General features: G+C 36.0%; 24 protein-coding genes and 1 pseudogene. 20 read left to right on the top strand and 5 right to left on the bottom strand.

What is annotated here, in order from left to right; translation table 11 throughout:
* Nucleotides 1–570: 570 nt before the first annotated feature.
* The 5 genes from BAQ49_RS25635 (at nucleotide 571) to BAQ49_RS25615 (ending at nucleotide 5,843) form a co-directional block, all read left to right on the top strand.
* Nucleotides 571–1,287: a hypothetical protein gene (locus tag BAQ49_RS25635; protein ID WP_071747578.1), complete on the top strand. Its 717-nt coding sequence runs from the start codon at nucleotides 571–573 to the stop codon at nucleotides 1,285–1,287.
* A 488-nt stretch (nucleotides 1,288–1,775) separates the two neighbouring features.
* Nucleotides 1,776–3,677 carry an endonuclease MutS2 gene (locus BAQ49_RS25630; protein ID WP_071747577.1) on the top strand — a complete coding sequence of 634 codons (1,902 nt, stop codon included), beginning with the start codon at nucleotides 1,776–1,778 and terminating at the stop codon, nucleotides 3,675–3,677.
* A 6-nt stretch (nucleotides 3,678–3,683) separates the two neighbouring features.
* Nucleotides 3,684–4,208 carry a GNAT family N-acetyltransferase gene (locus tag BAQ49_RS25625; protein ID WP_071747576.1) on the top strand — a complete coding sequence of 175 codons (525 nt, stop codon included), beginning with the start codon at nucleotides 3,684–3,686 and terminating at the stop codon, nucleotides 4,206–4,208.
* A gap of 159 nt (nucleotides 4,209–4,367) precedes the next feature.
* Entirely contained in the window at nucleotides 4,368–5,078 is a 711-nt protein-coding gene (locus tag BAQ49_RS25620) for a histidine phosphatase family protein (protein WP_071747575.1), read from the top strand.
* Nucleotides 5,079–5,387: 309 nt separating this feature from the next.
* Nucleotides 5,388–5,843 carry a hypothetical protein gene (locus BAQ49_RS25615; RefSeq protein ID WP_071747574.1) on the top strand — a complete coding sequence of 152 codons (456 nt, stop codon included), beginning with the start codon at nucleotides 5,388–5,390 and terminating at the stop codon, nucleotides 5,841–5,843.
* Nucleotides 5,844–5,915: 72 nt separating this feature from the next.
* Here the strand turns inward: BAQ49_RS25615 and BAQ49_RS25610 are convergent, their stop codons facing one another.
* Nucleotides 5,916–6,881, bottom strand: a complete 966-nt coding sequence (locus BAQ49_RS25610) for a quinone oxidoreductase family protein (protein ID WP_071747573.1) — start codon at nucleotides 6,879–6,881, stop codon at nucleotides 5,916–5,918.
* 122 nt (nucleotides 6,882–7,003) lie between these two features.
* On the opposite strand from BAQ49_RS25610, the gene BAQ49_RS25605 reads away from it, so the two are divergent.
* Entirely contained in the window at nucleotides 7,004–7,891 is an 888-nt protein-coding gene (locus BAQ49_RS25605; RefSeq protein WP_071747572.1) for a LysR family transcriptional regulator, read from the top strand.
* A 133-nt stretch (nucleotides 7,892–8,024) separates the two neighbouring features.
* Here BAQ49_RS25605 and BAQ49_RS25600 read toward each other — a convergent pair whose 3' ends face one another.
* Nucleotides 8,025–8,513 (bottom strand): DinB family protein, encoded by a 489-nt coding sequence (locus BAQ49_RS25600; RefSeq protein WP_071747571.1) that lies wholly within the window; start codon nucleotides 8,511–8,513, stop codon nucleotides 8,025–8,027.
* A gap of 204 nt (nucleotides 8,514–8,717) precedes the next feature.
* On the opposite strand from BAQ49_RS25600, the gene BAQ49_RS25595 reads away from it, so the two are divergent.
* Both BAQ49_RS25595 and BAQ49_RS25590 read left to right on the top strand, forming a co-directional pair.
* Nucleotides 8,718–9,173 (top strand): DinB family protein, encoded by a 456-nt coding sequence (locus BAQ49_RS25595; RefSeq protein ID WP_071747570.1) that lies wholly within the window; start codon nucleotides 8,718–8,720, stop codon nucleotides 9,171–9,173.
* 271 nt (nucleotides 9,174–9,444) lie between these two features.
* Nucleotides 9,445–10,481: pseudogene (locus tag BAQ49_RS25590) on the top strand (DUF4003 domain-containing protein).
* A gap of 347 nt (nucleotides 10,482–10,828) precedes the next feature.
* On the opposite strand, the gene BAQ49_RS25585 reads toward BAQ49_RS25590, so the two are convergent.
* A complete protein-coding gene (locus BAQ49_RS25585; RefSeq protein WP_071747568.1) occupies nucleotides 10,829–11,593 on the bottom strand; it encodes a DUF817 domain-containing protein in 765 nt (254 codons plus the stop codon).
* 277 nt (nucleotides 11,594–11,870) lie between these two features.
* On the opposite strand from BAQ49_RS25585, the gene BAQ49_RS25580 reads away from it, so the two are divergent.
* The 6 genes from BAQ49_RS25580 (at nucleotide 11,871) to BAQ49_RS25555 (ending at nucleotide 16,418) form a co-directional block, all read left to right on the top strand.
* Nucleotides 11,871–12,905: a FecCD family ABC transporter permease gene (locus BAQ49_RS25580; protein WP_071747567.1), complete on the top strand. Its 1,035-nt coding sequence runs from the start codon at nucleotides 11,871–11,873 to the stop codon at nucleotides 12,903–12,905.
* On the top strand, nucleotides 12,906–13,922 hold the full coding sequence (locus BAQ49_RS25575; RefSeq protein WP_071747566.1) for a FecCD family ABC transporter permease: 1,017 nt from the start codon (nucleotides 12,906–12,908) through the stop codon (nucleotides 13,920–13,922).
* 21 nt (nucleotides 13,923–13,943) lie between these two features.
* A complete protein-coding gene (locus tag BAQ49_RS25570; protein ID WP_071747565.1) occupies nucleotides 13,944–14,852 on the top strand; it encodes an iron-hydroxamate ABC transporter substrate-binding protein in 909 nt (302 codons plus the stop codon).
* Nucleotides 14,853–15,068: 216 nt separating this feature from the next.
* Nucleotides 15,069–15,620, top strand: coding sequence for a GNAT family N-acetyltransferase (locus BAQ49_RS25565; RefSeq protein ID WP_071747564.1), 552 nt, complete (start codon nucleotides 15,069–15,071; stop codon nucleotides 15,618–15,620).
* Nucleotides 15,621–15,697: 77 nt separating this feature from the next.
* On the top strand, nucleotides 15,698–16,057 hold the full coding sequence (locus BAQ49_RS25560) for a nuclear transport factor 2 family protein (protein WP_071747563.1): 360 nt from the start codon (nucleotides 15,698–15,700) through the stop codon (nucleotides 16,055–16,057).
* A gap of 133 nt (nucleotides 16,058–16,190) precedes the next feature.
* Nucleotides 16,191–16,418 carry a coiled-coil domain-containing protein gene (locus tag BAQ49_RS25555; protein ID WP_071747562.1) on the top strand — a complete coding sequence of 76 codons (228 nt, stop codon included), beginning with the start codon at nucleotides 16,191–16,193 and terminating at the stop codon, nucleotides 16,416–16,418.
* Between the two features lie 71 nt (nucleotides 16,419–16,489).
* Here the strand turns inward: BAQ49_RS25555 and BAQ49_RS25550 are convergent, their stop codons facing one another.
* Nucleotides 16,490–17,815, bottom strand: a complete 1,326-nt coding sequence (locus tag BAQ49_RS25550) for an ArsB/NhaD family transporter (protein ID WP_071747561.1) — start codon at nucleotides 17,813–17,815, stop codon at nucleotides 16,490–16,492.
* Between the two features lie 251 nt (nucleotides 17,816–18,066).
* Here BAQ49_RS25550 and BAQ49_RS25545 point away from each other — a divergent pair, with 251 nt between their 5' ends.
* The gene (locus BAQ49_RS25545; protein WP_000407039.1) at nucleotides 18,067–18,417 is read left to right on the top strand and encodes a YojF family protein; all 351 of its coding nucleotides are present in this window, start codon (nucleotides 18,067–18,069) and stop codon (nucleotides 18,415–18,417) included.
* Between the two features lie 15 nt (nucleotides 18,418–18,432).
* The gene (bshB2, locus tag BAQ49_RS25540) at nucleotides 18,433–19,095 is read left to right on the top strand and encodes a bacillithiol biosynthesis deacetylase BshB2 (protein WP_000439465.1); all 663 of its coding nucleotides are present in this window, start codon (nucleotides 18,433–18,435) and stop codon (nucleotides 19,093–19,095) included.
* 70 nt (nucleotides 19,096–19,165) lie between these two features.
* Here the strand turns inward: bshB2 and BAQ49_RS25535 are convergent, their stop codons facing one another.
* Nucleotides 19,166–20,398: a MerR family transcriptional regulator gene (locus BAQ49_RS25535; protein WP_071747560.1), complete on the bottom strand. Its 1,233-nt coding sequence runs from the start codon at nucleotides 20,396–20,398 to the stop codon at nucleotides 19,166–19,168.
* Between the two features lie 187 nt (nucleotides 20,399–20,585).
* Here BAQ49_RS25535 and BAQ49_RS25530 point away from each other — a divergent pair, with 187 nt between their 5' ends.
* From BAQ49_RS25530 to BAQ49_RS25515, 4 genes are read left to right on the top strand one after another with little or no spacing between them, the layout of a single operon-like run.
* A complete protein-coding gene (locus BAQ49_RS25530) occupies nucleotides 20,586–21,872 on the top strand; it encodes an NAD(P)/FAD-dependent oxidoreductase (protein ID WP_071747559.1) in 1,287 nt (428 codons plus the stop codon).
* Nucleotides 21,873–21,885: 13 nt separating this feature from the next.
* Nucleotides 21,886–23,358 carry an aldehyde dehydrogenase family protein gene (locus tag BAQ49_RS25525; RefSeq protein ID WP_071747558.1) on the top strand — a complete coding sequence of 491 codons (1,473 nt, stop codon included), beginning with the start codon at nucleotides 21,886–21,888 and terminating at the stop codon, nucleotides 23,356–23,358.
* A gap of 45 nt (nucleotides 23,359–23,403) precedes the next feature.
* Complete coding sequence (locus BAQ49_RS25520; RefSeq protein WP_071747557.1) at nucleotides 23,404–24,840, top strand: MATE family efflux transporter; 1,437 nt, start codon at nucleotides 23,404–23,406, stop codon at nucleotides 24,838–24,840.
* 45 nt (nucleotides 24,841–24,885) lie between these two features.
* The gene (locus BAQ49_RS25515) at nucleotides 24,886–25,167 is read left to right on the top strand and encodes a cupin domain-containing protein (protein WP_071747556.1); all 282 of its coding nucleotides are present in this window, start codon (nucleotides 24,886–24,888) and stop codon (nucleotides 25,165–25,167) included.
* Nucleotides 25,168–25,259: the final 92 nt, after the last annotated feature.

Raw genomic sequence — 25,259 nt, 5'->3', positions numbered from 1 at the left:
TCTTCAAATATATGGTGAATATCCGTTAAATCCCATTTCTCTTTATCATCTACTTGTAGTCGATCTTTAAGTTCAGTCATAATCATTTCCTTTTTAAATATGAGTCATATTCCTGTATAACTATGAAATACAACAAACTGCAAAAAATCCCTGCTGGAAATTAAGAAGCCTTGCCTGAAATGGGGAGGCTTCAAAAATTATAATGTACGACCGAGCGTTGAATATAAAAGATTTATATATTGTTTTTCGTAATAATAAAAATCGTACTGTGATTGCTATAGAACTAAATATTAGTATGTTTTTAACGTGATTTTAATAGATGTTATATTTGCTTTACGATAAAATGATTATAGTGTAAAATTACACTATAAGTGTAAAATAATAATGAATGGGTGTTTTTACACTTTTGGTTATTAGGGCTTTCTAAAGCAAGATGATGAGTTTTTATTATTAATGTTAGCGGAGACAATTTGATGTAGCGGTTATTAGAGGAAGTTCTTTATATAAATCGTAATTTTAAATTTTTAAGGGTATTTCTGTATAGGAAGTAGTAGAAAAAGGAGAGGAAATATGAAAAAAACAAAAATGAAATATAGCATAGTATTTATTTTATTACTATTAACATCATGTGATATAACGGATGAAGAACTTGAACAAAAAGCACAAAGTTATACAAAATCGGAGTATGGTATTTCTGTTAAACTAAACCAAGTTGAAACACTGGATAGCGGAAAAGATTTCCTTGGTCCAAAGTGGCGGATAGTTTCTGTACAGCAAGTCGATGAACCGTATTTGCAATTTCAACTTTCTTTCGAGGGACAAATCTCTCCAAAAGTAAATAATGATAACTATAAAATAAAAAAAGAAGCGAATGATTTACAAGAAAGATTCAATACATATTATGAAAAAAAAGAGAATAATACTATCCTTATTTTCGCTCAAATACAGGCGGGGGATACTGTTTTCGATAAGAATGCCGAGAAAGAAATAGCGAAGAAAAATTTGAAGCAGTATTATACGGCAGTTTTTAGAAGTAATACTGTTTTAGATGTAAACAATCCTGTACATATGGAAACATTAGCGGAGGCTGCAAGAATTATTAAGGAATTTAATAAAACGATTGAAAATAGTAAGAGTAGTGTGGAAGATATAACGATTAAGCTGCCAGACGTTAATAAGGATGTATTAAAAAATATTGCAGTAGATTATATATTAACGGCTGAAGATGCGAAAAAGACCCTTGAGAAAAAGGCTGATTATATGAAAGTTTTACAGTCTACGAAGTGAAAAAAGGGACCTTCCTCAGGTGTGAAAGGCAATAGTCTGGCACCTTTACTTATTACAAAACATATAGTATGATGATTTCAGTAAATTAGATTTCAATGACTATAATATAAATTAATGAGAGGTGCTTTTTGTGAGTGCGGTAGGTACTAAATAGGAAAAATTTAATGAAATAAATCGGATGAGACCAGGGGATTTTTATGTACATCATACCCCTAATTTTGTCATGGATTTATTTCGAAACCTATGAAGATACCTACAATACTTTATAAAGCGTGTAATAAGGGGATTGCCATCTGTTTTTTATGGCTTATTTCCTCATATGTTATTACACTTGCCTTGTAAATGTAAAAGCTGCGGTATCCCCGCAGCTTTTTTGTATATGTTTTTGATGTATAAAAATGGTAATTGAATAATGTAGAACTCATTGGAATCTAATGAGTAGGTATCTTCATTTATGATATAAATCAATCATAGTGAGGAGAAACAAAATGAATACGATGACTTTTGAAAAGTTACAATATAACGGATTAATGGAAATAGTGAAATCATATTGTGTAAGTGGATTAGGTAAGGAATTATTAAATAAATTAGAGCCGAGTACAAGTATAAAAGTAGTGAGAAATCGCTTAAATGAAACGACAGAAGCACGAGCTATAGTAGATGCAGAAGGGCATGTTCCTTTCTTCGGAATTTCCAATATCGCTAGTACAATTCAAAAATTAGAAAAAGGGATGATTTTAGACCCAGCAGAGTTAGTGAGCGTTTCAGACTTTTTACGTGGGTGCCGAAAGATTAAAAGGTTTATGCTAGATAAAGAATTCTTTGCTCCAGTATTAGCCTCTTATGCAAATTCAATGACTGAATTTAAAAGTGTCGAAGAAGAAATTAACTTTTCGATTAAAGGAAATAGCATTGATGCGGCGGCTAGTAAAGAGTTAAAACGAATTCGAAATAACATTAATTCTGTTGATGGAAAAATAAAAGAACGTTTAACGAAGTTTTTAAATAGTAGTGCAAATAAGAAGTATATTCAGGAATTCTTTATTAGTAAAAAGGATGATCGCTATACGATTCCAATCAAATCTACCTATAAAAATCAAGTTGCCGGGAGTATCGTTGAAGCTTCGGCTAAAGGTTCTACTGTATTTATAGAACCACATACGGTTACAAAGTTAAATGCGGAGCTCGCAAGTTTGAAAGCAGAAGAAGCGATGGAAGAGTATCAAATTTTAGCGACTTTATCAGGAGTGGTATTAGAAAATATTTATCATATAAAAATTAATATGGAATTGATTAGTCAATATGATATGGTATTTGCGAAAGCGAAGTTCAGTAAATCAATCGATGGAATAGAGCCGAAATTAAATGATCATGGCTACATTCATTTAGTGAATTGTAAGCACCCGCTTTTAAGTGGGAAAGTAGTACCATTGAACTTTGAAATCGGTCAAAGCTATCGAAGTTTAATTATTACAGGACCAAATGCGGGCGGGAAAACAATTGTGCTAAAAACAATCGGATTGTTAACATTAGCGACAATGTCAGGCCTTCATATCGCTGGAGATAAAGAAACAGAAATTGCTATTTTCGAAAATGTATTTGTAGACATTGGTGATAATCAAAGTATCGAAAATGCACTAAGTACATTTTCGTCTCATATGAAAAATCTTTCTGAAATCATGAGGATGTCAAATAATAATACGTTACTGTTATTTGACGAAATAGGAAGCGGTACAGAACCGAGTGAAGGTGCGGCGCTTGCGATATCTATTTTAGAAGAATTTTACCTTGCGGGATGTATTACAATTGCAAGTACGCATTACGGTGAAATTAAACGCTTTTCAGAAATGCATGGTGATTTTATGAACGCAGCAATGCAATTTAATAGTGAGACACTAGAGCCACTTTATAAATTAGTGATCGGTAAATCAGGTGAAAGTAATGCACTTTGGATTGCGAATAAAATGAATGTGAGAGAACATGTACTGCAAAGAGCGAAAGAGTATATGGGAAATAAAGAATACGCTCTAGAAAAAGTGAATGAAAGTAAAATTAGAAAACCGAAATTCGTGCAGGAAAAAAGAGAAGAGCACTATGAATACAGAAAAGGCGACCGTGTGAAATTGTTAGATCATAACGATTTCGGGATTGTATATAAGGAAAAAGATAATTTCTATAATGTCGTTGTATATTATAACGGTGAATTCGTTGAAGTGAATGTAAAACGTATTACTTTAGAGGTAGCGGCGAAAGAATTATACCCAGAAGGATATGATTTAAATACACTATTTGTTGATTATAAAGAAAGAAAAATGCAGCATGATATTGAGCGCGGATCGAAAAAAGCGCTTCGTAAAATTGAAAAGGAAATAAGAAAGAATAGAGGATAAGTTAAAATGGTAGCAATTAGACAAGAACAAAAAAACGATTATAGAAAAACAGAAGAAGTTGTACAACAAGCATTTTTAAGTGAAGAATTTAGTGATAAAAAAGAACATGAACTTGTAAAACGTATTAGAGAATGTGACGCGTTTGTTCCAGAGTTATCTATCGTTGCGGTAGATGAAGAAATAGTTGGTCACATTATGTTATCAAAAATTACAATAGAAAAAGATGGAGCGTCTGTAGAATCATTAGCGCTTGCGCCAGTGTCGGTTACTAGGGGCCATCAGAAAAGAGGAATTGGCGGGAAACTTATTGTAGCTGCATTAGAAAAAGCGAAAGAACTTGGATATGGATCGGTTGTTGTGTTAGGGCATCCAGAATACTATCCGAAATTTGGTTTTAAGAAAGCAAGTGAGTGGAATATAAAAGCGCCATTTGAAGTGCCTGAAGAAGTGTTTATGGTAATGGAATTAACAGAAAATGCTCTTGAAGGTGTAGAAGGAATTGTACAATATTCGAGTGCTTTTGCTGAGTAGGGGTATCAGTTAAGAAGTGTAATCATAAAATACGCTACCTTTTTGTAGGAATATACAGAAAGGTAGCTTTTTTATTAAACGAATCTACTTACATATATTTTGCTCAATGAATAATTAAGGTGGTAAAATTGATATAGAAATGTAAAGGGAGAGAATAAAATGAATAAGCGAGAAAAAGATAGCAATGAGAATGTAGTTACGTTATATGTTACGAGACACGGTAAAACAATATTAAATACGAATCATCGCGCGCAAGGTTGGGCAGACTCTCCGTTAGTAGAAAAAGGTGTGGAAGTTGCCACAAATTTAGGAACGGGATTAAAAGATATTCATTTTACAAATGCGTATAGTAGTGATAGCGGCCGAGCGATTGAAACTGCTAATTTAGTATTAAAATATAGTGAGCAATCAAAATTGAAACTTGAGAAAAGGAAAGATTTACGAGAATTAAATTTTGGTATTTTTGAAGGTGAAAAGCTTGAAAATATGTGGGATGTGGTTGGAAAAGCTGCGGGCGTTGCATCACCAGAAGAACTCATGAAGTTTTCTATTCAAGAAGTGATTAATCTTATTAGAGCAGCAGACCCTACGAAACAGGCGGAAGATTGGGAATTATTTTCTACTCGTATAAAAGCAGAGATTGATAAAATTAGTGAAGAAGCTGCTGGAAATGGTGGCGGTAATGTTTTAGTTGTCGTTCATGGGCTTTTGATTACAACCTTAATAGAAATGTTAGACAGTAGCAAAACAAAACTTGGAGTGGAAAATGCTAGTGTGACGAAGATTGTATATCAAGATGGAACATATACAGTCGAGTCGGTTGGAGATATGAGTTATGTTGCAAAAGGGAAAGAAAGTGTAGAAATATAATTATATCTCAAATAGAAATAAGAAAACGAAGCTAGAAAGATCTTAATGAAATCTCTTTAGGGTGAGTTTTACTCAAAATAACAAATAAGTTCGTATGCCTTTTCGCATAAGCGGAAGGGTCTTTTTTTATTGATTTAAATCACTTTTCGTTGACTTTGTACCAAAAACAGTACCACTTTCAACATAAAGTAAGAGTGTACAATGATTTATGTTACAGTTGATTAGAATAGGTGTATAAAATCTTGGTTGAGTAGTAATGTAAAGAGAATCGCAACTGTTTCAGATAGATTTTCAAAATGGGGGGAAGTAATGGATTTTCAAGATTTGATGGAATTTAAAGGATATATATATTTAAACAAATTGTTTGAACCTGAAGAAAATTCACTGAGGGTACTTATTGATAGGTGTAAAGTTAACAAAACTAAGGGACTCACGAAAATTACAGATGAGGTTGAAATAGAAGCATCATCCATTGATGTTGATGACAATCTGCCAATTGTTCAATTGGATTTTGACTCGTATATTGCTTACTCCGTTACTAATGAATCGTTTACTGTAATGGATGACTACGAAATTTCAGAAGGTAGAATTTTTAGAGTTTACTCAAAATCAAGATATTTAGATTTTGTTAAAGCAGGAACAATTGCTGAATTTATATTTCCTGAAGAGCAGTTCATTCACTATCAAATTCCTTGTTTGAACCATATAATCGACATTATTTCATATGATGAGCTGGAAATTACTGAAATAAAAAGAAACGAATAAAATTCCATAATAAAAGAGCATCGTAATCGATGCTCTTTTATATGTTTATTTTTCCTTTTTAAATTGGAACGATTACGGGATTAATAAAATCTTCCCTGTACTTTTTCTGCTCTCTAATAATTCATGAGCACGGGCACCATCTTGTAAAGAGAATGTCCTAGGACTCGCGATATTTAATTCTCCTGCAGTGATCCAATCAAATAATTGAGTAGAGCGTTGCTTGCGTTCTTCATACGTAGTAAGAACGTTCCAAAGGTCTCCGCCAGTTAAAGTTTTTGAAGTATCCATAAGCATACGTGGATCTACAGGCGCAGGATTACCACCAGCCATTCCGTAAAATACAACGGTACCACCAATTTTAGTAGCGCTAAAGCTTTCCTCTAATGTAGAACCTACTGATTCATATACTACATTTACGCCAGCACTACTAGTCATTTCAAGTACTTTCGTATGCCAGGATTCAGTATATAAAAATACGTGATTGGCGCCGGCTAACGTAGCTACCTGTGCTTTTTCTTTTGATGATGTTAGACCAATTACTTTTCCGCCTTGTAATTTAATCATCTGAACGAGAAGTTGACCAACACCGCCAGCCGCAGCGTGTACTAAAGCTATATCACCTTGTTTTATTTGATAGCTATCTTTTGTTAAATAGTGTGCAGTTAATCCTTGTAATAATACAGAAGCAGCTGTTTCAAAAGAGATAGATTCAGGAAGTGGAATTGCTTTCTCTGATGGAACAGCTACTAGTTCTGCGTTTGCAAATGGGACATCAGCAAATGCAATACGGTCTCCAGGATGGATAGTAGTAACTTCAGCACCTACTTTTTCAACAATCCCAGCGCCTTCATAACCTAATATATAAGGCGGATTGCCAGCGAGATGATAATCGCCGCGGCGTCTATAAATATCAGCGAAATTTAAACCGATTGCTTTCGTGCGAACAAGAATTTCATTTGGATTTATGATTGGATCATGTATTTCTTTATATTGTAGTACATCAGCGTTTCCGAATGTTTCGAAACAAAGTGCTTTCATATGGAATACCTCCATTATATTGTTTGTCGATGCTCTTTATCATACAATATAAATATCAATAGACAAAGAGGATTATTTCGATGGAATCAATCGGAAATACTGATTGAAAAGAGGGATGATAAATGGAGATAAAACAATTAATTACATTTAAAGTAGCAGCGGACACTTTGAATTTTACGCAAACTGCGAAGAAATTGAACTTTGCTCAGTCGAGCGTGACAGCGCAAATTAAAACGTTAGAGGCAGAGCTTGGTACACCATTATTTGAAAGATTAGGAAAACGTCTTTTCTTAACTGAAGCGGGCAGGAAGTTTCAACTATATGCCGACAAGATGATTGCACTTAGTAACGAAGCGAAAATGGCAGTGAAAGATGATGAGGAAATAGCAGGTACGTTAATAATCGGTGCACAAGAGAGTCAATGTACATATAGACTTCCTTCTATATTAAAGAGGTTTAAAGCACAATTTCCTCAAATAAAGCTTATATTTAAACCCGCACATTCCAATAAAGATGCGAAAGAACAATTGATGGAGGGAAAAGTCGATCTTGCATTTATTTTGGACGAATGTAAAACAGAAGATGCTTTACATGTGGAGCCGCTTATGAAAGAAGAATTAAAAGTAGTAGCTGCTCCAGGGCATCGTTTATTTGAACAAACTTCCGTTTCTATAAAAGATTTAGAGAGGGAAACACTTTTGTTAACAGAACTAGGGTGCTCGTATCGAACTTTATTTGAAGAGCTGTTTCGTACGGAAGATGTGTATCCGGCAAATAAGATTGAGTTTGTTAGTGTAGAGGCAATTAAACAATGTGTTATTGCAGATTTAGGTATAGCCGTGTTACCAGCTATAGTAGTAGAAAAAGATATACGAGAAGGGACGATAAAAGAGTTACATTTAGAAAATGCAATTTCTCCGATTTATACACAAATTGCTTGGCATAAAGATAAATGGATGGCATCGCCGTTACGGCAATTTATTGAGGTAACGAGGGAGTCTTTTAATTAACAGGTGTTATAGGTGAGCAAGTAATATAATAAACGATTAACTTATTTACGGAAAGAAAGAGCATGTTTTGAAAAAGATTAATCAAAACGTGCTCTTTCTTTTTGTGTTTATTAAGTATAGTTGCAGTAATTAACTAACTAAGGTCTGTATCAGGAGGTGTGTATCCAAGGTGACGAGCCATTGATACGATTTGTCCTTTATGATGAAACTCATGTGTCTCCGTATGAGTTAAAAGCCATAGCGGAGTTGTACTCCAAGGTTCTTTTTGCCATTTCACTTCATTTGCTATATTTTCGAGCCAACGGTCATTGTATTCATCTAAAAAACGTTGTACAGTTTCATCTACTAACTTAAATCTAGCACGGACCTTCGTGACATCTGCATGCTCAATTTCATAATCACTAGCAAATGAAAAATCTGCTCGCTTTTGTTTGAATGCGAATGATCCAAGCCAGTATCGATAGCAATCGGCTACATGAATATGCGTCTTTATAATACTACCGCTTCCGAAATTCGGAACAGTGCTATGTAATTTTTCTAGTGAGATTTCTTCCAAAAACGAAAATAGAGTTTCTCTTGTAGAGCTAATAAGATTATATTGTTGTTTTAAAACATGTAACATGCAACTACACTCCTCTTTTATTTACTAAACTATTTGTGTAGTAAGTAATTCTATATTTACGAGAGGTGAACCTTTTTATTATTTTTACTAAGCATATTAGATGTGTTTTTTAATTGTTTCTGATAGATTAAACAAGGTGAAACTTTAATAAGTTTAACATTCTTAGTTCATAATAAATAGTACATCAAGAAGGGGAACGATAAAATGAATAGACTAGTTGGCTTAAAACAATTTGAAATAACGCGCGGGGCATTACTTAAATTTATGGAAACATTAGATGATAAAACTGCGGATACGCAGCCGGATGGCTTTAACAATACAATTCGTTGGCACATTGGTCACGTGTTAACAGCAGCGGAAACATTCATGTTCGGAAGAGAGTTTAAACAATTACCAACGGAATATCCAGATATGTTTGGATATGGATCAAGACCATCTAAATGGAAAGCAGAAGGACCATCGTTAGAAGTGTTAACGGCCCAATTAAAAGAACAAGCAAAACGTATTAACGAAATTCCAGCAGAAGCATTTGAAAATAAACTTCCAGAGCTATTTTTAGGGTTGGAAACAGTTGGAGAGCTTTACGGTATGATGCTTTATCATGAAGCAGACCATATTGGGCAAATGAAGGCGATGGAACGTATTATTAAGGCTCTTTAGTCTTTGGTAATGTTAAATAATATATAGACAAAAAAGGGTAGATAATTTATTATCTATCCTTTTTTGTTGTTGAACTTCTTGAAGGATTATGAACGCTAATCATCGTGATGCTGATGAAGAAGGAAAGAAAACCAACCTATTAGGATAAAGAAGCATCCTAAATTTTATGGTAGTTATTATTTTTTTGTATTACTTAATAGAAAAATATTGAAAATAATACAGAAGAAAGTATAAGGTTGCAAAATCTGTATGAAATAGGGTATTCCTAAATATGGAATATACGTATAATAAAAGAGAGGAACTAGAAAATGGGGGAATACTATGATTACATTGGAACAAAAGTTGGAGCAATACACACATACATATGCACAGTTAAAGGGAGAACTAAAATGGAAAACGAGTGATTCTCGAACAGGAATGATGATTGCTGCTATGTATGCAAGTAGTGATAAATTGTTTGATCTCAGACGTTTTTTAGAAATTAGTAGTTATATTAAGAATCAGGTAGGGATGTTTTCATACTTAAAGTCTTATCATCGCTTTGTAGTGGCCGCAACTTTAGATATTCACTTTACAGATTACAAGGAAGCTTTTCGGAATTTTTTAGATTTATATGAACAATTGGTCGCTGGTGGTTTTAGCCGAAGTATATTTACCTATCTCGCAGCAGCTGTGCTTTTAACAGAAGAAAATGAACAGCATGGCACGCACATTCAACGTTCGATGCAAGTATATAAACGCATGAAAGAGGATCATCTTTTTCTTACTGGTACAAATGATTATCCGCTCGCGGTTTTACTAGCAGGACAATCAGAGAATGTAGAAACACTTATGGACCGAGTAGAACGTCTTTATCAGAAACTAGCGAAAGCTGGTTTGCGTAAAGGGAATGATCTTCAGTTTTTAAGTCATATCCTCTCGCTAAAGAAGGATGTCCGTGAAGAAATGTTAGTTGCAACATGCACAAACATATGGAATTTGTTAAAACAAGAAAAGGTAAAAGTGAAACAGATGCATTATCCAGCTATCGGGCTACTAGCGTTACTTGAGGATGGAGAAAAAGAGATTCATTCTATTAAAGCGTTGATTGAAAAATTGCAGGGGGAGAAATTATTCCGTTGGCATACAGATACGAATATTCTTATTGCTATTCAACTGTTCGTAAGTCAGAAAGGTGAGGAAAGTAAAGCTACCAACACAGGTTTACAAACTATGATAGAAGTCCTCATACAAGCACAACAGGCAGCTATGATGGCAACGATTGCGGCTTCCTCTGCAGCAACCTCTTCTGCTAGCAGTGGTTCATAATGTGCAACTGCTTATGCTGTTGTAAATTATGATGAACCTATAATGCCTTTGATCCCGCATTAACGGGCAGTAAAATCCCCACCTGAAAATTCAGCGAAAGCAAAGAAGTTAGGTGGGGGATCAACTGCCCGTAAAAGTCCGATTGGTTCAACTAATAATCAGTGGGGATGAACAAAACCCCCACTGATTAAAGTTTCACTTTATGAGGACGGTTTAAAAAATATTATTAAAAAAGGCCCATCACTCTCTAATGAGTGATGGGCTAACTGTTTTTGCAGAGTGGATTTCTTTTTTATTGGACAAGTAGGGAAGATAAGTTGTTTTTTAATTTTTTTACATAAGCAGTATCACCTTTTCGACTCCTTCAAATGTTTGAGTTGTGCAACAATCATAATGCTAATAACAACGAGTAAGAACCAGGAGCTAATTTTGCTTAAGTGAACGAGATTCCACGCTTCACGTTGATTTGGATATTGCCATGCTCCGAAGAAGGTAGCGATGTTTTCCGCAATCCAAATAAAGAATCCGATTAGGAAAAATGAGAGAACGAGCGGCATTTTATATGTAACTCCTTGTAAGGAAAACTCCACAAAAGTTCGAGAGAATACAATGAATAAAAGTAAAGTTAATACCCATCTAAAATCGTATAGAAAATGGTGTGTGAAAAAATTGAAGTAAATCATAGCTCCTAATGGCACGGCAAAAATAGCCCTCGGCCAATGATGCATTTGTAAATGTAATCTTCTCCAAGCTTGGCATATGTAACTTGCGACACTTGCGTACATAAAACCGCTGTAAAGTGGAACTCCAAAAATCTTCGAATATGCCTCTTCAGGATAACTCCATGAACCGAAATGTACTTTATATATTTCTAGTAAAAGGCCGATGAGATGGAAGACAGTAATTACTTTTAGTTCGTCTTTTGTTTCAAGACCTGTCTTGTACATAATCCATTGCATCAGAAGACATACGATGAGTATGAAATCATACCGGTATAACCCTGGAATCAAAATGATTTTTGAAAGGGCTAGTGTTAAAAAAATAACGACTGGGAATAAGCAAGATAATGCTTGTTCGTAAGTGAAATAGAGTAGTTGTTTTACATAAAACATTGTGTCACCTTCAAATTTTTTATTAGAAAAATCAAAATAATGACTAAGTATACTACAATTTCAAAAATATAACAGTATTCTATTTTGCATGTATTTGTAAGTTTTGGAACGAGATTGTAATAAGTGTTTTTCATATTTTAACAAAGTAAAAAAATAGTTTGCTATTTAAAAAAAGTGGGGATATAATATCTAAATGAAAATGATAATTATTATCAGTAATAATTATAAATAAAAAATGATTATAAAAAACAACTGAATATAAAGGATGAAATGAAACATGTTACATAAGTCTACTGTACATGCTGGCAATAATCGCTGGATACATATTAAGTTCATATGTTTCATGAGCTTAACAATTTTATGTTTAATCGGATCTATATTTTTAGCTATTGCATTCGGGGCAAAGGATATTCATTTGCAAACGGTGTGGGCAGCGGTTTTTGATTATAATCCGAAATTAACGCAGCATCAAATTATTTATGAATTAAGGCTTCCGAGGGTAATTGGTGCGGCAGTTGTAGGAGCAGCTTTTGCAGTCGCTGGGGCTGTAATGCAAGGAGTAACACGAAATCCTTTAGCTGATGCAGGGGTGCTCGGAATAAATGCAGGTGCGATGTTTGTAGTAGCACTTAGTTTTGCTTTTTTCCCGCATATGCCGTATTCCTACTTAATGATTGTTTCCTTTATTGGAGCAGTTTTAAGTACCGTACTCATTTTTATTATTGGATCAGCAACATCAGGCGGATTAACACCGATGAGGTTAACAATTGCAGGAGCAGTTATGGCAGCGCTTTTACACTCATTAAGTTCAGGTATTGCAATTTATTATGATTTAAGCCAAGATTTAGCGTTTTGGTTTGCTGGTGGTGTTGCGGGGGTGAAGTGGGAACACTTGAAATTTTTAGTGCCTATTATTCTCATAACGATTGTTTTTGCGACAGTGCTAGGGCGATCTATTTCACTCATATCAATGGGGGATGATATTGCTACGAATTTAGGTGTGAAAACGAACCGTACAAGAATACTTGGGATAATTATAGTAGTCATTCTTGCAGGTGTGTCTGTTTCAGCTGTTGGTTCCATTGGATTTGTAGGACTTGTCATTCCGCACATCGCTAGAAAATTAGTAGGTGTTAATTATCGGCTTATTATTCCTATGTCAGCATTATTAGGAGCTATGTTATTGGTGTTAGCTGATTTAGGGGCAAGAACAGTAAATCCTCCTAAAGAACTTGCGATAGGAATTATGGTAGCTCTTGTTGGAGTTCCGTTCTTCCTCTATATAGCACGTAAAGTTGGGAGTGAGCTATAAGTGACGAATCTTTTTAACACGGATAAAAAGAGAGCTATTACTGTAACTACAATTTTCGGATGTATAAGTATCGCTGTAATTTTGATTAGTTTAAATACAGGTACGCTGAGCATTGCACCGCTCAAAGTGATTCAAACGCTTTTTGGTTATGGTGATTTTGAGAGTGCAACCGTGCTGTACGATTATCGTATGCCAAGAATAATTATTACAATGTTAGCAGGTATTGGCCTTGGGGTTTCCGGTGCGATTTTGCAAGGGTTATCTCGTAATGCACTCGCAGATCCTGGTATTCTCGGATTACATTCGGGTGCATCTTTCGGGCTTATTGTATTTGTTACTCTCTTTCATTCTATTAACGAGAGTGCATCGGTTTTAATACCGTTATTTACATTTGGCGGAGGAGTGTTAGCTGCATTTCTTATTGTTTTGCTTGCGAGTGATCGGTCAAAAGGTTTACTTCCCATTAGACTCATTCTTGTTGGTATTGCAGTTTCAGCTGGTTTTAGTGCACTTTCGTTATTTTTCTCGCTCAAGTTAAATGATGAGACGTATACGTTCGCTTCTAGGTGGCTAGTTGGTAATGTGTGGGGAAGAGATTGGATTCATGTTCTAGCATTATTACCTTGGATTTTGATACTAACCCCGTATGCATGGCTAAAATCAAAAACGTTAAACGCATTGTCATTAGGTGATAGTGTAGCGGCAGGACTTGGTGTTTCTGTTCAAAAAGAACGGTTACTACTTTTAGCTACAGCGGTAGGGTTGTCTTGTGCAAGTGTATCAATGGCAGGGGGAATTGGCTTTATCGGCTTAGTTTCTCCGCATATTGCAAGGAAGTTAGTAGGTAGTACATATCAGCACTTCCTACCGCTAGCTGGCATTATTGGAATGATTATTTTAGTACTCGCAGATACGATAGGTCGTTCTGTATTCGAGCCAAACTCTATTCCGGCTGGCGTAGTAGTAGCGGCTTTAGGAGCACCGTATTTTCTTTATTTACTTACAAAAACAAAATAAATACTTCAAAGAGGAGAACATATGAAAAAGAAACTTTCCATTTTATTTAGCATTATGTGTATGTTAGTATTAGCAGCATGTGGTCAAACGAAACCTAATGAAGAGGCAACTAAAAAAACTGACAAAAATAATGACCCCCAAATTGCTTCAATGTCTATTCATTTAACGAATGATTTACTTGCATTAGGAATTACACCAGTAGGTTCTGTTATTGGTGGAGATTTAAAAGATTTCTTACCGCACGCAAAAGAGCAACTGAAAGATACGAAGAAACTTGGCGTTGCAACAGATCCAAACATGGAAGCGTTACTTCAATTAAAGCCAACAGAAATTTATGTTGATGAAAAATATGCTGGCAAAGATTTAGCGAAATACGAAAAAATTGCAACAACACATTCTTTCAATTTAGATGAAGGTACGTGGAGAGATCATTTAAAAGAAGTAGGTAAACTTGTAAACCGTGAGAAAGAAGCGGATAAATATATTCAAGACTATGAAGAACAATCAAAACGAGTGAAAAGTTTAATAGATAAAGAGCTAGGTAATAACGAAAAAACAATGGCAATTCGCGTGACTGCAAAAGAATTACGTGTATTTAGTACGAAAAGACCGATGGGACCAATTTTGTTCCAAGACTTAGGATTACAACCTGCAAATGGTGTGGAGAAAATTGATGGAAACCGTCCTTACGAAGTCATTTCACAAGAAGTATTACCTGACTTTGATGCAGATGCGATTTTCGTTGTTGTAAATAGAGACGATAAAGCAAAAGCAGCATTTAAACAACTTCAAGAAACACCAATTTGGAAAGACTTAAAAGCTGTTAAAGGCAAGCACGTATACATTATAAATGACCAACCATGGCTTGACTATTCTGCTTTAGGTAACAAAATGGCAATGGATGAAGCAGAGAAAATGTTTACGAAATAATATCGATTCGTTGTTAGGAAGATCCTCTAAATTTTGAGGGTCTTTTTTTATTGTTAGAATAAATGAAAAATTATACAATGAAGTTAATTTAATGTAGAGGAGATGTGCCAATATCAGCGCTTATTGTAAGTATCCCGTTCATACAAGAGTATATGGAAAATGGGGATAAATAGGCTAGAATTATTATCCCCGCTATTTAAAAAGGGGGAGTTTTAGATGACAATGAATCTTTTTCAAAATAAAACTATTAAATTATCAGCTATTAGAGAAAAAGATGCTGAAGTAATGGCTATGTGGCAAGAGGATAGTGAATATTTAAGAAATGTAGATACAGATTTGGCATTCCCACAATCGTTACAAGAAATAGCAAGTGATGGACTATTAAAGGGACGGAGATCGAATAGTGTTTCTTTCATGTTAAGAACAGTTCAAGATGATCGTTTAATTGGTTTTGTGGCGATTCATGGCATAGAGTGGAATAACAGAACAGGTTTATTAGCAATTGGAATAGGGGATGCAAATGATAGAGGAAAAGGGTATGGGAGAGAAGCGATGCATCTTATTCTAAAGTATGCTTTCTATGAAATGAATTTACATCGCATCGGACTCGATGTTATTTCTTATAATAAGGCAGCTATTACACTGTATAAAAAGATGGGTTTTCAGATGGAAGGATGTATGAGAGAAGCAGTTCAGCGAGATGGGAAGTGTTTTGATCGTATGATTATGGGGATATTGAGGGATGAATGGATAGAGCTGCAAAACTAGTAAAAACATACAGAATAATTGTATAGTGTGGTGAGGAAAATCTAATATTCAGATGATCAGAAGGGAGGGGTGTACTAATGGAAGGTTTCTCTCCATTAAGAGAGTGTTTATATCAGCTAGAGGAACGATTACTTAAGCCAGAGGTTCGCACATCTCAAAAAGAGCTTAAAAAGATACTTGCAGATGATTTTTTTGAGTTTGGGAGTTCTGGTAAAGTTTTATATAAAAATGAGGATATCGATAAAAATGGAATAGGCGTGGTAAAAATGACTTTAAGTGATTTTGAAGTACATCCTTTATCCAAAGATGTAGTATTAACTACTTATCGAATATTCAATGAAATAAATAATCAACACTCGTTACGTAGTTCAATTTGGAAATTTAGAGAAGGAAGGTGGCAAATGTATTTTCACCAAGGTACACCTGCCAAATTTTAATGAAGATATGTTTTTTAGGTGTGAAAAGAAACTATAAAAAATAGAATTGTTGAATATATGGTATGCAGGAGAAATAATGATAATTGGCGAAATTTTACAGTGAACTGATTGAATTTATAAGGAGTTATGCAAAATGAATTTAGAAAAAACAAAACCAGTAAATGAAGAGGTCGCTGAATTAAAAGAACTAATTAAAGAATTACACGGAAGTGTACATCAACTTCAAAGTGAAGTACAACAACTAAGGCACGAAAGACCGGTTGTTGAAGTGAGGAAAGGTGTTCAATTATCACCGGCAATCGTCGGACAAATTGGTGGTATGATTTTAGGTGGATTAGCAATTATAGGTATATTTTGGTGATGAAAAAAGGTATGCGGCGTAGTGCTGCATACCTTTTTTGTTTGAAGGTATAATTTCATATAATACAACTTTTACATTAAGTAACGTAAATAAATGTAAGCATGTGATAACAATAGCGCAATGATCGTTAAGGGGAAACCGATTTTTAAGAAGTCCATATAAGAGAACCCATGTCCTTCACGTTTTGCAATACCAGCAACGACTACGTTTGCTGATGCGCCGATTAACGTTCCGTTTCCTCCTAAGCAAGCGCCAAGTGATAACGCCCACCATAGTACTTCGATTTGCGGGGAATCGACAGATAGTCCGAGTCCTGTAGCTAAATCTTGAATAAGTGGGATCATCGTTGCGACAAATGGGATATTGTCAATTGTCGCAGATGCGATGCCAGATACCCATAAAATAAGTATCGCAGCGAAACCGATATCACCGTTTGTTACGTCGATTACCTCTTTTGCGAGTGAGGAAATAAGTCCGATATCAATTAACCCGCCAACGAGAACGAACAATCCGGCGAAGAAAGAAATGGTTACCCATTCAACGTGGGCAAATACATCTTCAATATCATGCTCTTTCACACCGATTAGCATAAGAAGTGTAGCGCCTGTCATCGCAATTACGGCAGCATCTACATGAATAATAGAATGAAGTACAAAGCCTAAAATAGTTAGTCCTAAAATCGAAATGGATTTTAAAAGGAGGCTTTGATCTTTAATATAATCTTTTTCATTTAATGCCATTAGTTTTTCGATTTGCTCAGGTGTTGTTTTTAGTTTGTTACGATACATGAAGTAAATAATGCCAAGTGTAACGATAGAAATAATAATTACGATTGGAGCTAAGTTTAGTAAAAAGGCATTAAAATCTAAATGCTTATTTGCTGATCCAATCATAATGTTCGGCGGGTCACCGATTAATGTTGCTGTTCCGCCTATATTTGAAAATAGTACTTCTGAAATTAAATAAGGAACAGGGTTTACTTTTAAAATACGTGTAATAGATAGAGTAACAGGTACGATTAATAATACGGTTGTTACGTTGTCCAAAAATGCTGAACCGACAGCAGTTAATAGGGATAGCAATAATAAAATGCGGATTGGTTTTCCGCCAGCTGCTTTTGCTGCTTTAATGGCTACAAATTCAAATACGCCTGATTGACTCGTAATATGCACGAGAATCATCATACCAATTAAAAGGGTGATTGTTTCCCATTGAATATGTGATGTGAAAGCAGTATGTAAATCTACAATTCCAAAAATAATCATAATAGCAGCACCGAATAGTGCGATTACAGCACGATTCAATTTCTCAGAAATAATAAATCCGTACGTGACTAAAAATACGGCAATTGCAAAATAATATTGCCAATTTGCTACTTCATGTGCTGATTGTTCCAATCGTGTCACCTTCTTTAAAGTATGTATTCAATTGTAAACATGCATCCCTCTGCATAATTTATATTGTAGCAAATTCAAAAAAGAAAGAAAACTATTTAACAAAGTGAAGGAAAAAATATGTTTTTTACATATGATATAAAAAATATAAAAAACACAGTGCAAATTATTAGGAAAAGTGAGCGTTGTCCTCTAATATAGAGATAGCAATTTACATTATTTTTGCGTAAAATGGTTTAAAGAGGTGAATTCCGATGGAAATAGTAAAAGATAGTTCTCTTATTCAAAATGAAATTGAACGTTTTGTAAATAAAGATGTATATATTCATTTAGAAACGACGAACGGAGCGTATGCGTCACACTTTAATGAAAAGATGATGACAGTTGGAGCATTCATTCGAAATGCAATTATTCGCTTTGAGCGCGGGAAAATAACTGGAACAAACCCATACCGAGTTGGTTTGAAAATGGATCATGGCTGGGTATATGCTGAAGGTATTACGCACTGGGAAGTAGACGATAAAGAGCGTTTATTACTCGCAGGGCATGATAATCAAGGCCGCTTAGCAGTTGCACTTGAATTAAGCTTAACGCCATTTAAGTAAGAAGGAGGGAAACTTATGGAGAGACATGTACTTGTTGTATTTCCGCATCCAGATGATGAAGCATTTGCTGCGGGAGGAACAATTCGCTTATTAACAGATCAAGGAGTACCTGTAACGTATGCGTGTGGTACTTTAGGACAAATGGGACGTAACATGGGGAAAAACGTGTTTGCTAACCGTGAAACGATTCCAAATATCCGTGAAAAAGAATTAAAAGATGCATGTGAAGCGATGGGGATTCAAGATTTAAGAATGCTCGGTTTCCATGATAAAACGTTAGAATTTGAAGATGTTGATTTCGTTGCTGATAAAATCGAAGCGATCATTCAAGAAGTAAATCCATCTCGAATTATTACATTTTATCCAGAACACGGCGTACATCCAGATCATGATGCATTTGGCCGCGCTGTCGTTCGCGCTGTATCACGTATGCCAAAAGAAGAACGTCCAGCCATTCATGCGGTTGCGATTACGAGAAATCGCGAAGCAGTACTCGGTGAGCCGGATGTTGTAAATAATATTAGTGAAGTATTTGAACATAAATTAGCTGCACTAGGCGCGCATCGTTCACAAACAGAAGCGATGCTAGAAGAAACGCATGCAAAAATAAAAAACAAAGATGCAGCAACATTAAAATGGCTGCAACTTGAACAATTTTGGACTTACAAATGGGAGTAGGCTAGAAGGATACCTTCTAGTAGCTCTTACATAGAAAAAGCGCCGTCACTTGTGATGGCGCTTTTTTGTGCTATTGTTTCGTACTAGCCAAATACATGAGCATGTGGAATTTTTCGTCTCTTACATGATAATCGAAATAAGGTCCTGGATCTGTACAGTAACCAATATTTTCATTTTGCATGATTTGAAATCCGTTAACTGATAGATTTTCTTCTAAGTATTTTGGATGTAAAATATGCTCATGGGAATTTGGATATAAGGCTGAAATATTTTTCAAGGATTTGGCCGAGCTATCATAATACGAGTATCCACCGACAATTGTTGAACTGCTATGTAAATAGTTTTTTAGAACGTGACTTGGGAACTCTGAGTTGAGCAGTGAAAAATCAGTTATTGTAAAACTATCCACAAAAACATCGATGCTAAGCGGTTTTAATGGTAGATTTAAATCGGAATTCAAAATATAAAGGACGCGTGGCTTCGGATTCATACGCTCAATTCTATTTCTAACCTTCTTGAGCATTGCGAGCGAATAGCCACTGAATACATAGGATGCGCTCGTTTCAAGAGTATCAATATATTTTGGTAGTGATACAAAAGCGTCAATGTTTGTTTCCACAATTAATTTGTTTGTCAAATCTATATTTTGTAGAACTTTTTGAAATTGAAAATTACTTTTTTCAAATAAGTTAATCATTTTGGGATTGATTTCTTTAATCGTTTCTTTATCGTAAAAATATGATGGATAAGGAGACGTTTCGTACAAGTTTGCGGTAATGATAATACCGTCCTCTATAGCTGCCTCGTATCCACAAGTGCAAGTTAAATTCCCCGTGTGAATGTAGACTTTTTTTATCGTTACATCTTCCATTTCAAGTGGAATGCGGCACTTTGGGCAATAGAGCAGATTTACAAAGTCAAGCGGAATCCCTGTAACCTTCTCTTCTTTAGGTGAAGATGAGCTAGTTTGAACCGCTTTTTCAATCAAATGAATCGCTTTTGATATGTCTTCTTTTTTATTGTTCAGCTCGTTCTTTTTATCAGTGAGTAAGTTGTTGTAGTAGTCGATATCCTCATGGTCCGAGAAGTTTGTGACACGTCGATATGATAAAATTCGTTGGATTTCTATCAATGAAAAATGAAATTTTTTTAGCTCAGTAATAAAAGTCATGTCGTCGAAACACAATTGGTTCATTTGATACTGGGTGTTTTTTTTATCTGGTATTAATAATCCTAGTTCAATGTAATAACGAACTGTATCGGTTGTAACGTGAAAAAGCTTCGCAAATGTACCAATCTTCATAGATGTACCCCCTGATGAAAAAAGTGGAGTTACTCCACTTTTTTCGCAAAATGAATTCAAAAAACTCTCAAATGGCTATTGACTTGGAGGGAACTCCAAGTCATATTATTAATTCAATAAGTGTGAATATTTTGAATATTTTTGACTGTATTGTAACACACATGTCACGAAAGGAGAAGGATTAGCTATGGATAAGATGGATCGAATGGATACTCTCTCATTGTGGACAGCGACTGCAAACAGATATGACAAAGGAAAACCTCTTGAAGGAAATAAAGAGGCGGATGTTGTCATTATTGGCGCAGGCTTCACAGGTCTTTCTTCTGCATATCATTTGCAAAAGTTAGGGAAGAGTGTCATTGTCCTTGAGCAGGAAACAATTGGGTATGGCGCAAGTGGTCGTAACGGTGGGATGGTATTGCCGGGCTATAAGCCAACGATGCAGGAGCTTGCTAAGAAGTATGGTGCTAAAGAGGCGAGACAACTTAACGATCTTTCGCTGCTTAGTGTTGAACTAGTTAAAAACATCATCGATGAGCATCAAATCCACTGTAACTTTAGAAAGACAGGTCATATTGTGGCGGCTTACAAAGCCAAGCATTTTGAAGGATTGAAACTTGAAAGTGAATACTTAAACAAAAATTTTGGATATGAATGTAGCGTGCTTAATCGAAGTCAGTTGCATCAAGAAATTGATTCCCCGCAATATTATGGTTGCTTAGTCGACGACTCGAGCTACTCGTTCCAACCACTGAACTATGCAATTGGTTTGGGAGAAGCAGCTAAATCGATAGGTGCAAAAATCTTTGAGCATTCGAAAGCACTATCTATTGAATATGGCCGGAATAGTGTGAAAGTTGTTACAGAAAAAGGTGCTGTTACAGCGAAAGACATTATTGTTGCTACAGATGGTTACTCCGGGAAAATTATGGCTGAATTGAATAAAGGCGTACTGCCAATTTCAGCACGTATTATTGCTACTGAACAGCTTCCAGAAACACTTTTGAATACCGTCATTCCTAATGATCGCATGGTTTTTGATACAAGCAGTTTCCTTTACTATTTCAGGCGCACACCAGATAATCGAATCGTATTTGGCGGTGGCGATATTCGTCCAAACTTAGGCGATGCTGTTTATCAAAGTGTTTACGATGCCATGGTTAAAATAATGCCAAAACTAGAAGGAAGCAAGATTGATTACAGGTGGGGTGGATTTATCGGTGTGACAATTGATACGTTCCCGGTTATCGGTAGATCCAAAGAAGGCGCATATTTCGCAACGGGTTATACGGGCCATGGCGCGTCTCTCTCGACATTGTTTGGTAAGTTATTGGCACAATGGATTGTTACAGGGAGTGCAGGTGGATATCGATTTGAAAAGGAACGACTCAAATCATTCCCATTCTATAATCAGAAAACGATGTTGGTCAATATAGCGCATATTGGTTTCAAACTAGTTGATATTATTGCGTAAAGGAGAGAGCTATATGGAAATTAACATGTTCATTGACGGGAAATGGGTAGAAGCATTATCCGGTGATAGACGAAACATTATTAACCCTGCAACCGGAGAGGTTATGGCAACTTCTGCTCATGGATCGGCGGGTGATGCGAAGATAGCAATCAAGGTGGCTCGTAAAGCGTTTGACAGCGGAATTTGGTCAGATTTATCGGCTGATGAAAGAGCTGATTATCTATATAAGATTGCAGACCGTCTTGAAGAGAAGACAGCTGAAATTGCACGTTTGGAAACGGAAAATAACGGTAAAGTTATTCGAGCAACGACCTTTGTGGATATTCCGGTATCGATTCAATGCTTCCGTTATTATGCTGACTTGATTAAAGGTATGAAAAAGGAATCTTACACTCGCGAGGATTCTTCGGAAACAGTGATTATTCATGAACCAATTGGTGTTTGTGGACTGATTGTACCTTGGAACTTCCCACTTATGCTAGCTGTTTGGCAAATTGCTCCTGCACTTGCCGCAGGAAATACAATTGTAATTAAGCCTGCCGACGTCACTCCTGTAAGCGTATTCAAATTATTTGAAATCATCGAAGAGGTTGGACTTCCGGACGGAGTAGCAAATCTAGTATTAGGACCTGGCTCAAAGGTTGGAAATGAGCTTGCAGAGAGCCACGATGTTGACAAAGTTGCCTTTACTGGTGGAACAAAAACAGGTCAAAGTATTATGCGCACAGCTGCGGGTAATATGAAAAAAATCACACTTGAACTTGGTGGTAAATCTCCACTTATTGTGTTCGACGATGTGGATTTTGAAACTGCAGTTGATAATGCGATGTTTGGTATTTTCCACAACGCTGGGCAAGTTTGTTCAGCTGCATCCCGTTTGCTTGTACAAGAGACCATTTACGATAAGTTTGTTGAACGGTTGGCCGAGCGTGCGAACAAAATTGTAGTTGGAAACGGGGAAAGCGAGACCATTGAAATGGGGCCCCTAACAAACGAGACTCATATGAATGAAGTTTTACAGTATATCAATAGCGGAGTCGAAGAAGGTGCAAGATTAGTTTGTGGTGGTAATCGCTTAATAGAAAATGGGCTTGATCGAGGATTTTTCATTGCACCAACAATCTTTGCTGATGTAAATGCAGATATGCGTATTGTTAAGGAAGAGATTTTTGGACCAGTCCTTGTTGTACAGAAATTTAAAGATGAGGAAGATGCGATCCAAAAAGCGAATGATTCCATTTATGGATTAGCCGGTGCTGTATTTACTGAAGATATGGACCGAGCAAAACGTGTTATTAGTAAATTGCGTGCGGGAATTACTTGGATTAATAGTTATCATCTTGCTTATGTTGAAGGTCCTTGGGGCGGATATAAGCAAAGTGGAATCGGTAGGGCTTTAGGTGTTGCCGGACTGGAGCACTTTATGGAAACGAAGCAAATCAATATCCACCAGCATGCCAAGCCTGTAGGTTGGTATGTGAATTAATTGAGCTTAACTTGCTATATAAATTATTTGTAAGGGGATATGCTCATGAAAATAGTGGACAACGGTCCGTCATCGAAATTAGAGAAGCCGGAAGGAATGAATAAGCCGATAGATGATTCAGTGCTTGGAACCAAAAGTATTCCGTTACTATATTTACGGTTTGCTTTGGCAGGGATTATGGCCAATGTAATTCTAGGAGTTGTATCGGTTATCGATGGCTATTTCGTCAGTGGCTTTCAGGAGCTGGAAATCGAAGGGATAGGAATTGGATTTACTGTCATGGTTATTACCCGTATGATCGGTGTTCTTTTGGGTGTGGGAGCCGGAGCAGTCATTTCACTTCGACTGGGAAAAGGAAAGCTAGAAGAAGCTAGAAGTATTATGGGACAAACTTTATGGTTTACTCTTTTCCTTTCTTCTTTGTTAGCTATACTTGGATTGGCTTTTGAAACTGACATTATGATTCTATTTGGAGCAAGTGATGAAGCGCTTCCGTATGCGGTGCAATATAGCCGACTGCTATGGATTTCATTGCCATTAACGATATTGGCCGTGGTATTAAGTATTTTGACTAATATTGATGAAAAACCTGGATTATCAATGAACAGTTGGTTAGTCGCAGCAGTTGTTGCTGGGTTTACAGAATGGATTATGGTAACGAAGTATGACATGGGGATGATGGGTTCTTCATGGGCCAATACGATTTCGCAATCGATCCCTGTTCTCCTAATCTTTTATTTCTGGTTTGGTAAAACAAAACTTAAGCCGAAAATGAAAGATATGATGATTAATTTCAAGACGATTGGTGAAGTAGCTTGGACGGGATTTGCATCTTTCTCGAGTCAGTTTATGATGTTTTTTGCCATTATTATCTTCAACAACTTACTACAAAGCTACGGTGGTGGGCTGCACGTTGCCGCTTTTACGATTCAAAACGGTTATATTACAAATTTGCTCGCCTTAGCAGCGCTCGGTGGGATGACAGGACTTCAACCAATTATTAGTTATAATTACGGTGCGGGAAATCTTGATCGTGTTAAGCAAGCAATTAAGATGGGGCTCATTTTTACAGTTTCCTTCTTTGTTATTGTGACAGCCATACTAATCATTTTTGCAGATCCAATTGTGTCATTTTTCTCCGGTGGTAATCCTGAATTGCAGAAACTGGGCATTTGGACGACAGTTGTATTCAATTCTTTATTTATGCTTAATGCAGTCAGTTTACTTATCTCCGGTTATTTCGAATCACAAGAGAGAAATTGGATCGCAACGTTTATTAGTGTTAGCAAAATGTTTTTGTTCTTGTTCCCATTTCTATTTATTTTCCCGAAATTCTGGGGTGTGGAAGGTGTATGGTATGCAGGTCCTGCTGCAGAAATTCCAGGTATTCTCATTGCTATATACTTTATGAGAAAAGAGTTTAAACGTTTAAAAGCTACCAATATTAATACAGATACCAATGTTAAAACAGTAGATTTATAGGAACGTATTCCATCAAAATTACCAATAAGAGAGAGGGATATCATCATGTTTTTTGCGAAAAAAATTACAGCAGAAGAAGCAGAGAAACTAGGTGCTAACACATGGGAACCATGGGTAGGTGAACCGAATAAAGGAACGTGGCATGTAGAAGAACAGGAAGTTTTCTATGTGACAGATGGTGAAGTGTTTATTACTGTTGATGGAAAAAAGTATCATGTTACAAAGGACTGGATTGTTTCCTTGGCTAAGGACCTTGTTTGTGAATGGGATTGCCCCGTATTTTTGAAAAAGAATTATAAGATGAACCATGAGATTGATCTGAAATAATGTGAACTGGGAGTGGACAAATGCTAAGCAGATGACTGCTCCTGCGTATTCAATGGACAAGATTAGTAATGTTGGAGATATGTAAATCAGTT

Source organism: Bacillus proteolyticus, assembly GCF_001884065.1.
Taxonomy (GTDB): domain Bacteria; phylum Bacillota; class Bacilli; order Bacillales; family Bacillaceae_G; genus Bacillus_A; species Bacillus_A proteolyticus.
Note: the sequence above shows the minus strand (reverse complement) of the source record. Positions and strands in the feature narration are given on the sequence as shown.

What these genes read in the sequence shown, in the direction of transcription:
- bshB2 (WP_000439465.1), top strand. Translation starts at nt 18,433, where the DNA reads ATGGAGAGACATGTACTTGTTGTATTTCCGCATCCAGATGATGAAGCA.
- BAQ49_RS25570 (WP_071747565.1), top strand. Translation starts at nt 13,944, where the DNA reads ATGAAAAAGAAACTTTCCATTTTATTTAGCATTATGTGTATGTTAGTA.
- BAQ49_RS25630 (WP_071747577.1), top strand. Translation starts at nt 1,776, where the DNA reads ATGAATACGATGACTTTTGAAAAGTTACAATATAACGGATTAATGGAA.
- BAQ49_RS25580 (WP_071747567.1), top strand. Translation starts at nt 11,871, where the DNA reads ATGTTACATAAGTCTACTGTACATGCTGGCAATAATCGCTGGATACAT.
- BAQ49_RS25610 (WP_071747573.1), bottom strand. Translation starts at nt 6,881, where the DNA reads ATGAAAGCACTTTGTTTCGAAACATTCGGAAACGCTGATGTACTACAA.
- BAQ49_RS25535 (WP_071747560.1), bottom strand. Translation starts at nt 20,398, where the DNA reads ATGAAGATTGGTACATTTGCGAAGCTTTTTCACGTTACAACCGATACA.
- BAQ49_RS25530 (WP_071747559.1), top strand. Translation starts at nt 20,586, where the DNA reads ATGGATAAGATGGATCGAATGGATACTCTCTCATTGTGGACAGCGACT.
- BAQ49_RS25625 (WP_071747576.1), top strand. Translation starts at nt 3,684, where the DNA reads ATGGTAGCAATTAGACAAGAACAAAAAAACGATTATAGAAAAACAGAA.
- BAQ49_RS25520 (WP_071747557.1), top strand. Translation starts at nt 23,404, where the DNA reads ATGAAAATAGTGGACAACGGTCCGTCATCGAAATTAGAGAAGCCGGAA.
- BAQ49_RS25600 (WP_071747571.1), bottom strand. Translation starts at nt 8,513, where the DNA reads ATGTTACATGTTTTAAAACAACAATATAATCTTATTAGCTCTACAAGA.
- BAQ49_RS25565 (WP_071747564.1), top strand. Translation starts at nt 15,069, where the DNA reads ATGACAATGAATCTTTTTCAAAATAAAACTATTAAATTATCAGCTATT.
- BAQ49_RS25605 (WP_071747572.1), top strand. Translation starts at nt 7,004, where the DNA reads ATGGAGATAAAACAATTAATTACATTTAAAGTAGCAGCGGACACTTTG.
- BAQ49_RS25595 (WP_071747570.1), top strand. Translation starts at nt 8,718, where the DNA reads ATGAATAGACTAGTTGGCTTAAAACAATTTGAAATAACGCGCGGGGCA.
- BAQ49_RS25585 (WP_071747568.1), bottom strand. Translation starts at nt 11,593, where the DNA reads ATGTTTTATGTAAAACAACTACTCTATTTCACTTACGAACAAGCATTA.
- BAQ49_RS25635 (WP_071747578.1), top strand. Translation starts at nt 571, where the DNA reads ATGAAAAAAACAAAAATGAAATATAGCATAGTATTTATTTTATTACTA.
- BAQ49_RS25525 (WP_071747558.1), top strand. Translation starts at nt 21,886, where the DNA reads ATGGAAATTAACATGTTCATTGACGGGAAATGGGTAGAAGCATTATCC.
- BAQ49_RS25620 (WP_071747575.1), top strand. Translation starts at nt 4,368, where the DNA reads ATGAATAAGCGAGAAAAAGATAGCAATGAGAATGTAGTTACGTTATAT.
- BAQ49_RS25515 (WP_071747556.1), top strand. Translation starts at nt 24,886, where the DNA reads ATGTTTTTTGCGAAAAAAATTACAGCAGAAGAAGCAGAGAAACTAGGT.
- BAQ49_RS25560 (WP_071747563.1), top strand. Translation starts at nt 15,698, where the DNA reads ATGGAAGGTTTCTCTCCATTAAGAGAGTGTTTATATCAGCTAGAGGAA.
- BAQ49_RS25615 (WP_071747574.1), top strand. Translation starts at nt 5,388, where the DNA reads ATGGATTTTCAAGATTTGATGGAATTTAAAGGATATATATATTTAAAC.
- BAQ49_RS25545 (WP_000407039.1), top strand. Translation starts at nt 18,067, where the DNA reads ATGGAAATAGTAAAAGATAGTTCTCTTATTCAAAATGAAATTGAACGT.
- BAQ49_RS25555 (WP_071747562.1), top strand. Translation starts at nt 16,191, where the DNA reads ATGAATTTAGAAAAAACAAAACCAGTAAATGAAGAGGTCGCTGAATTA.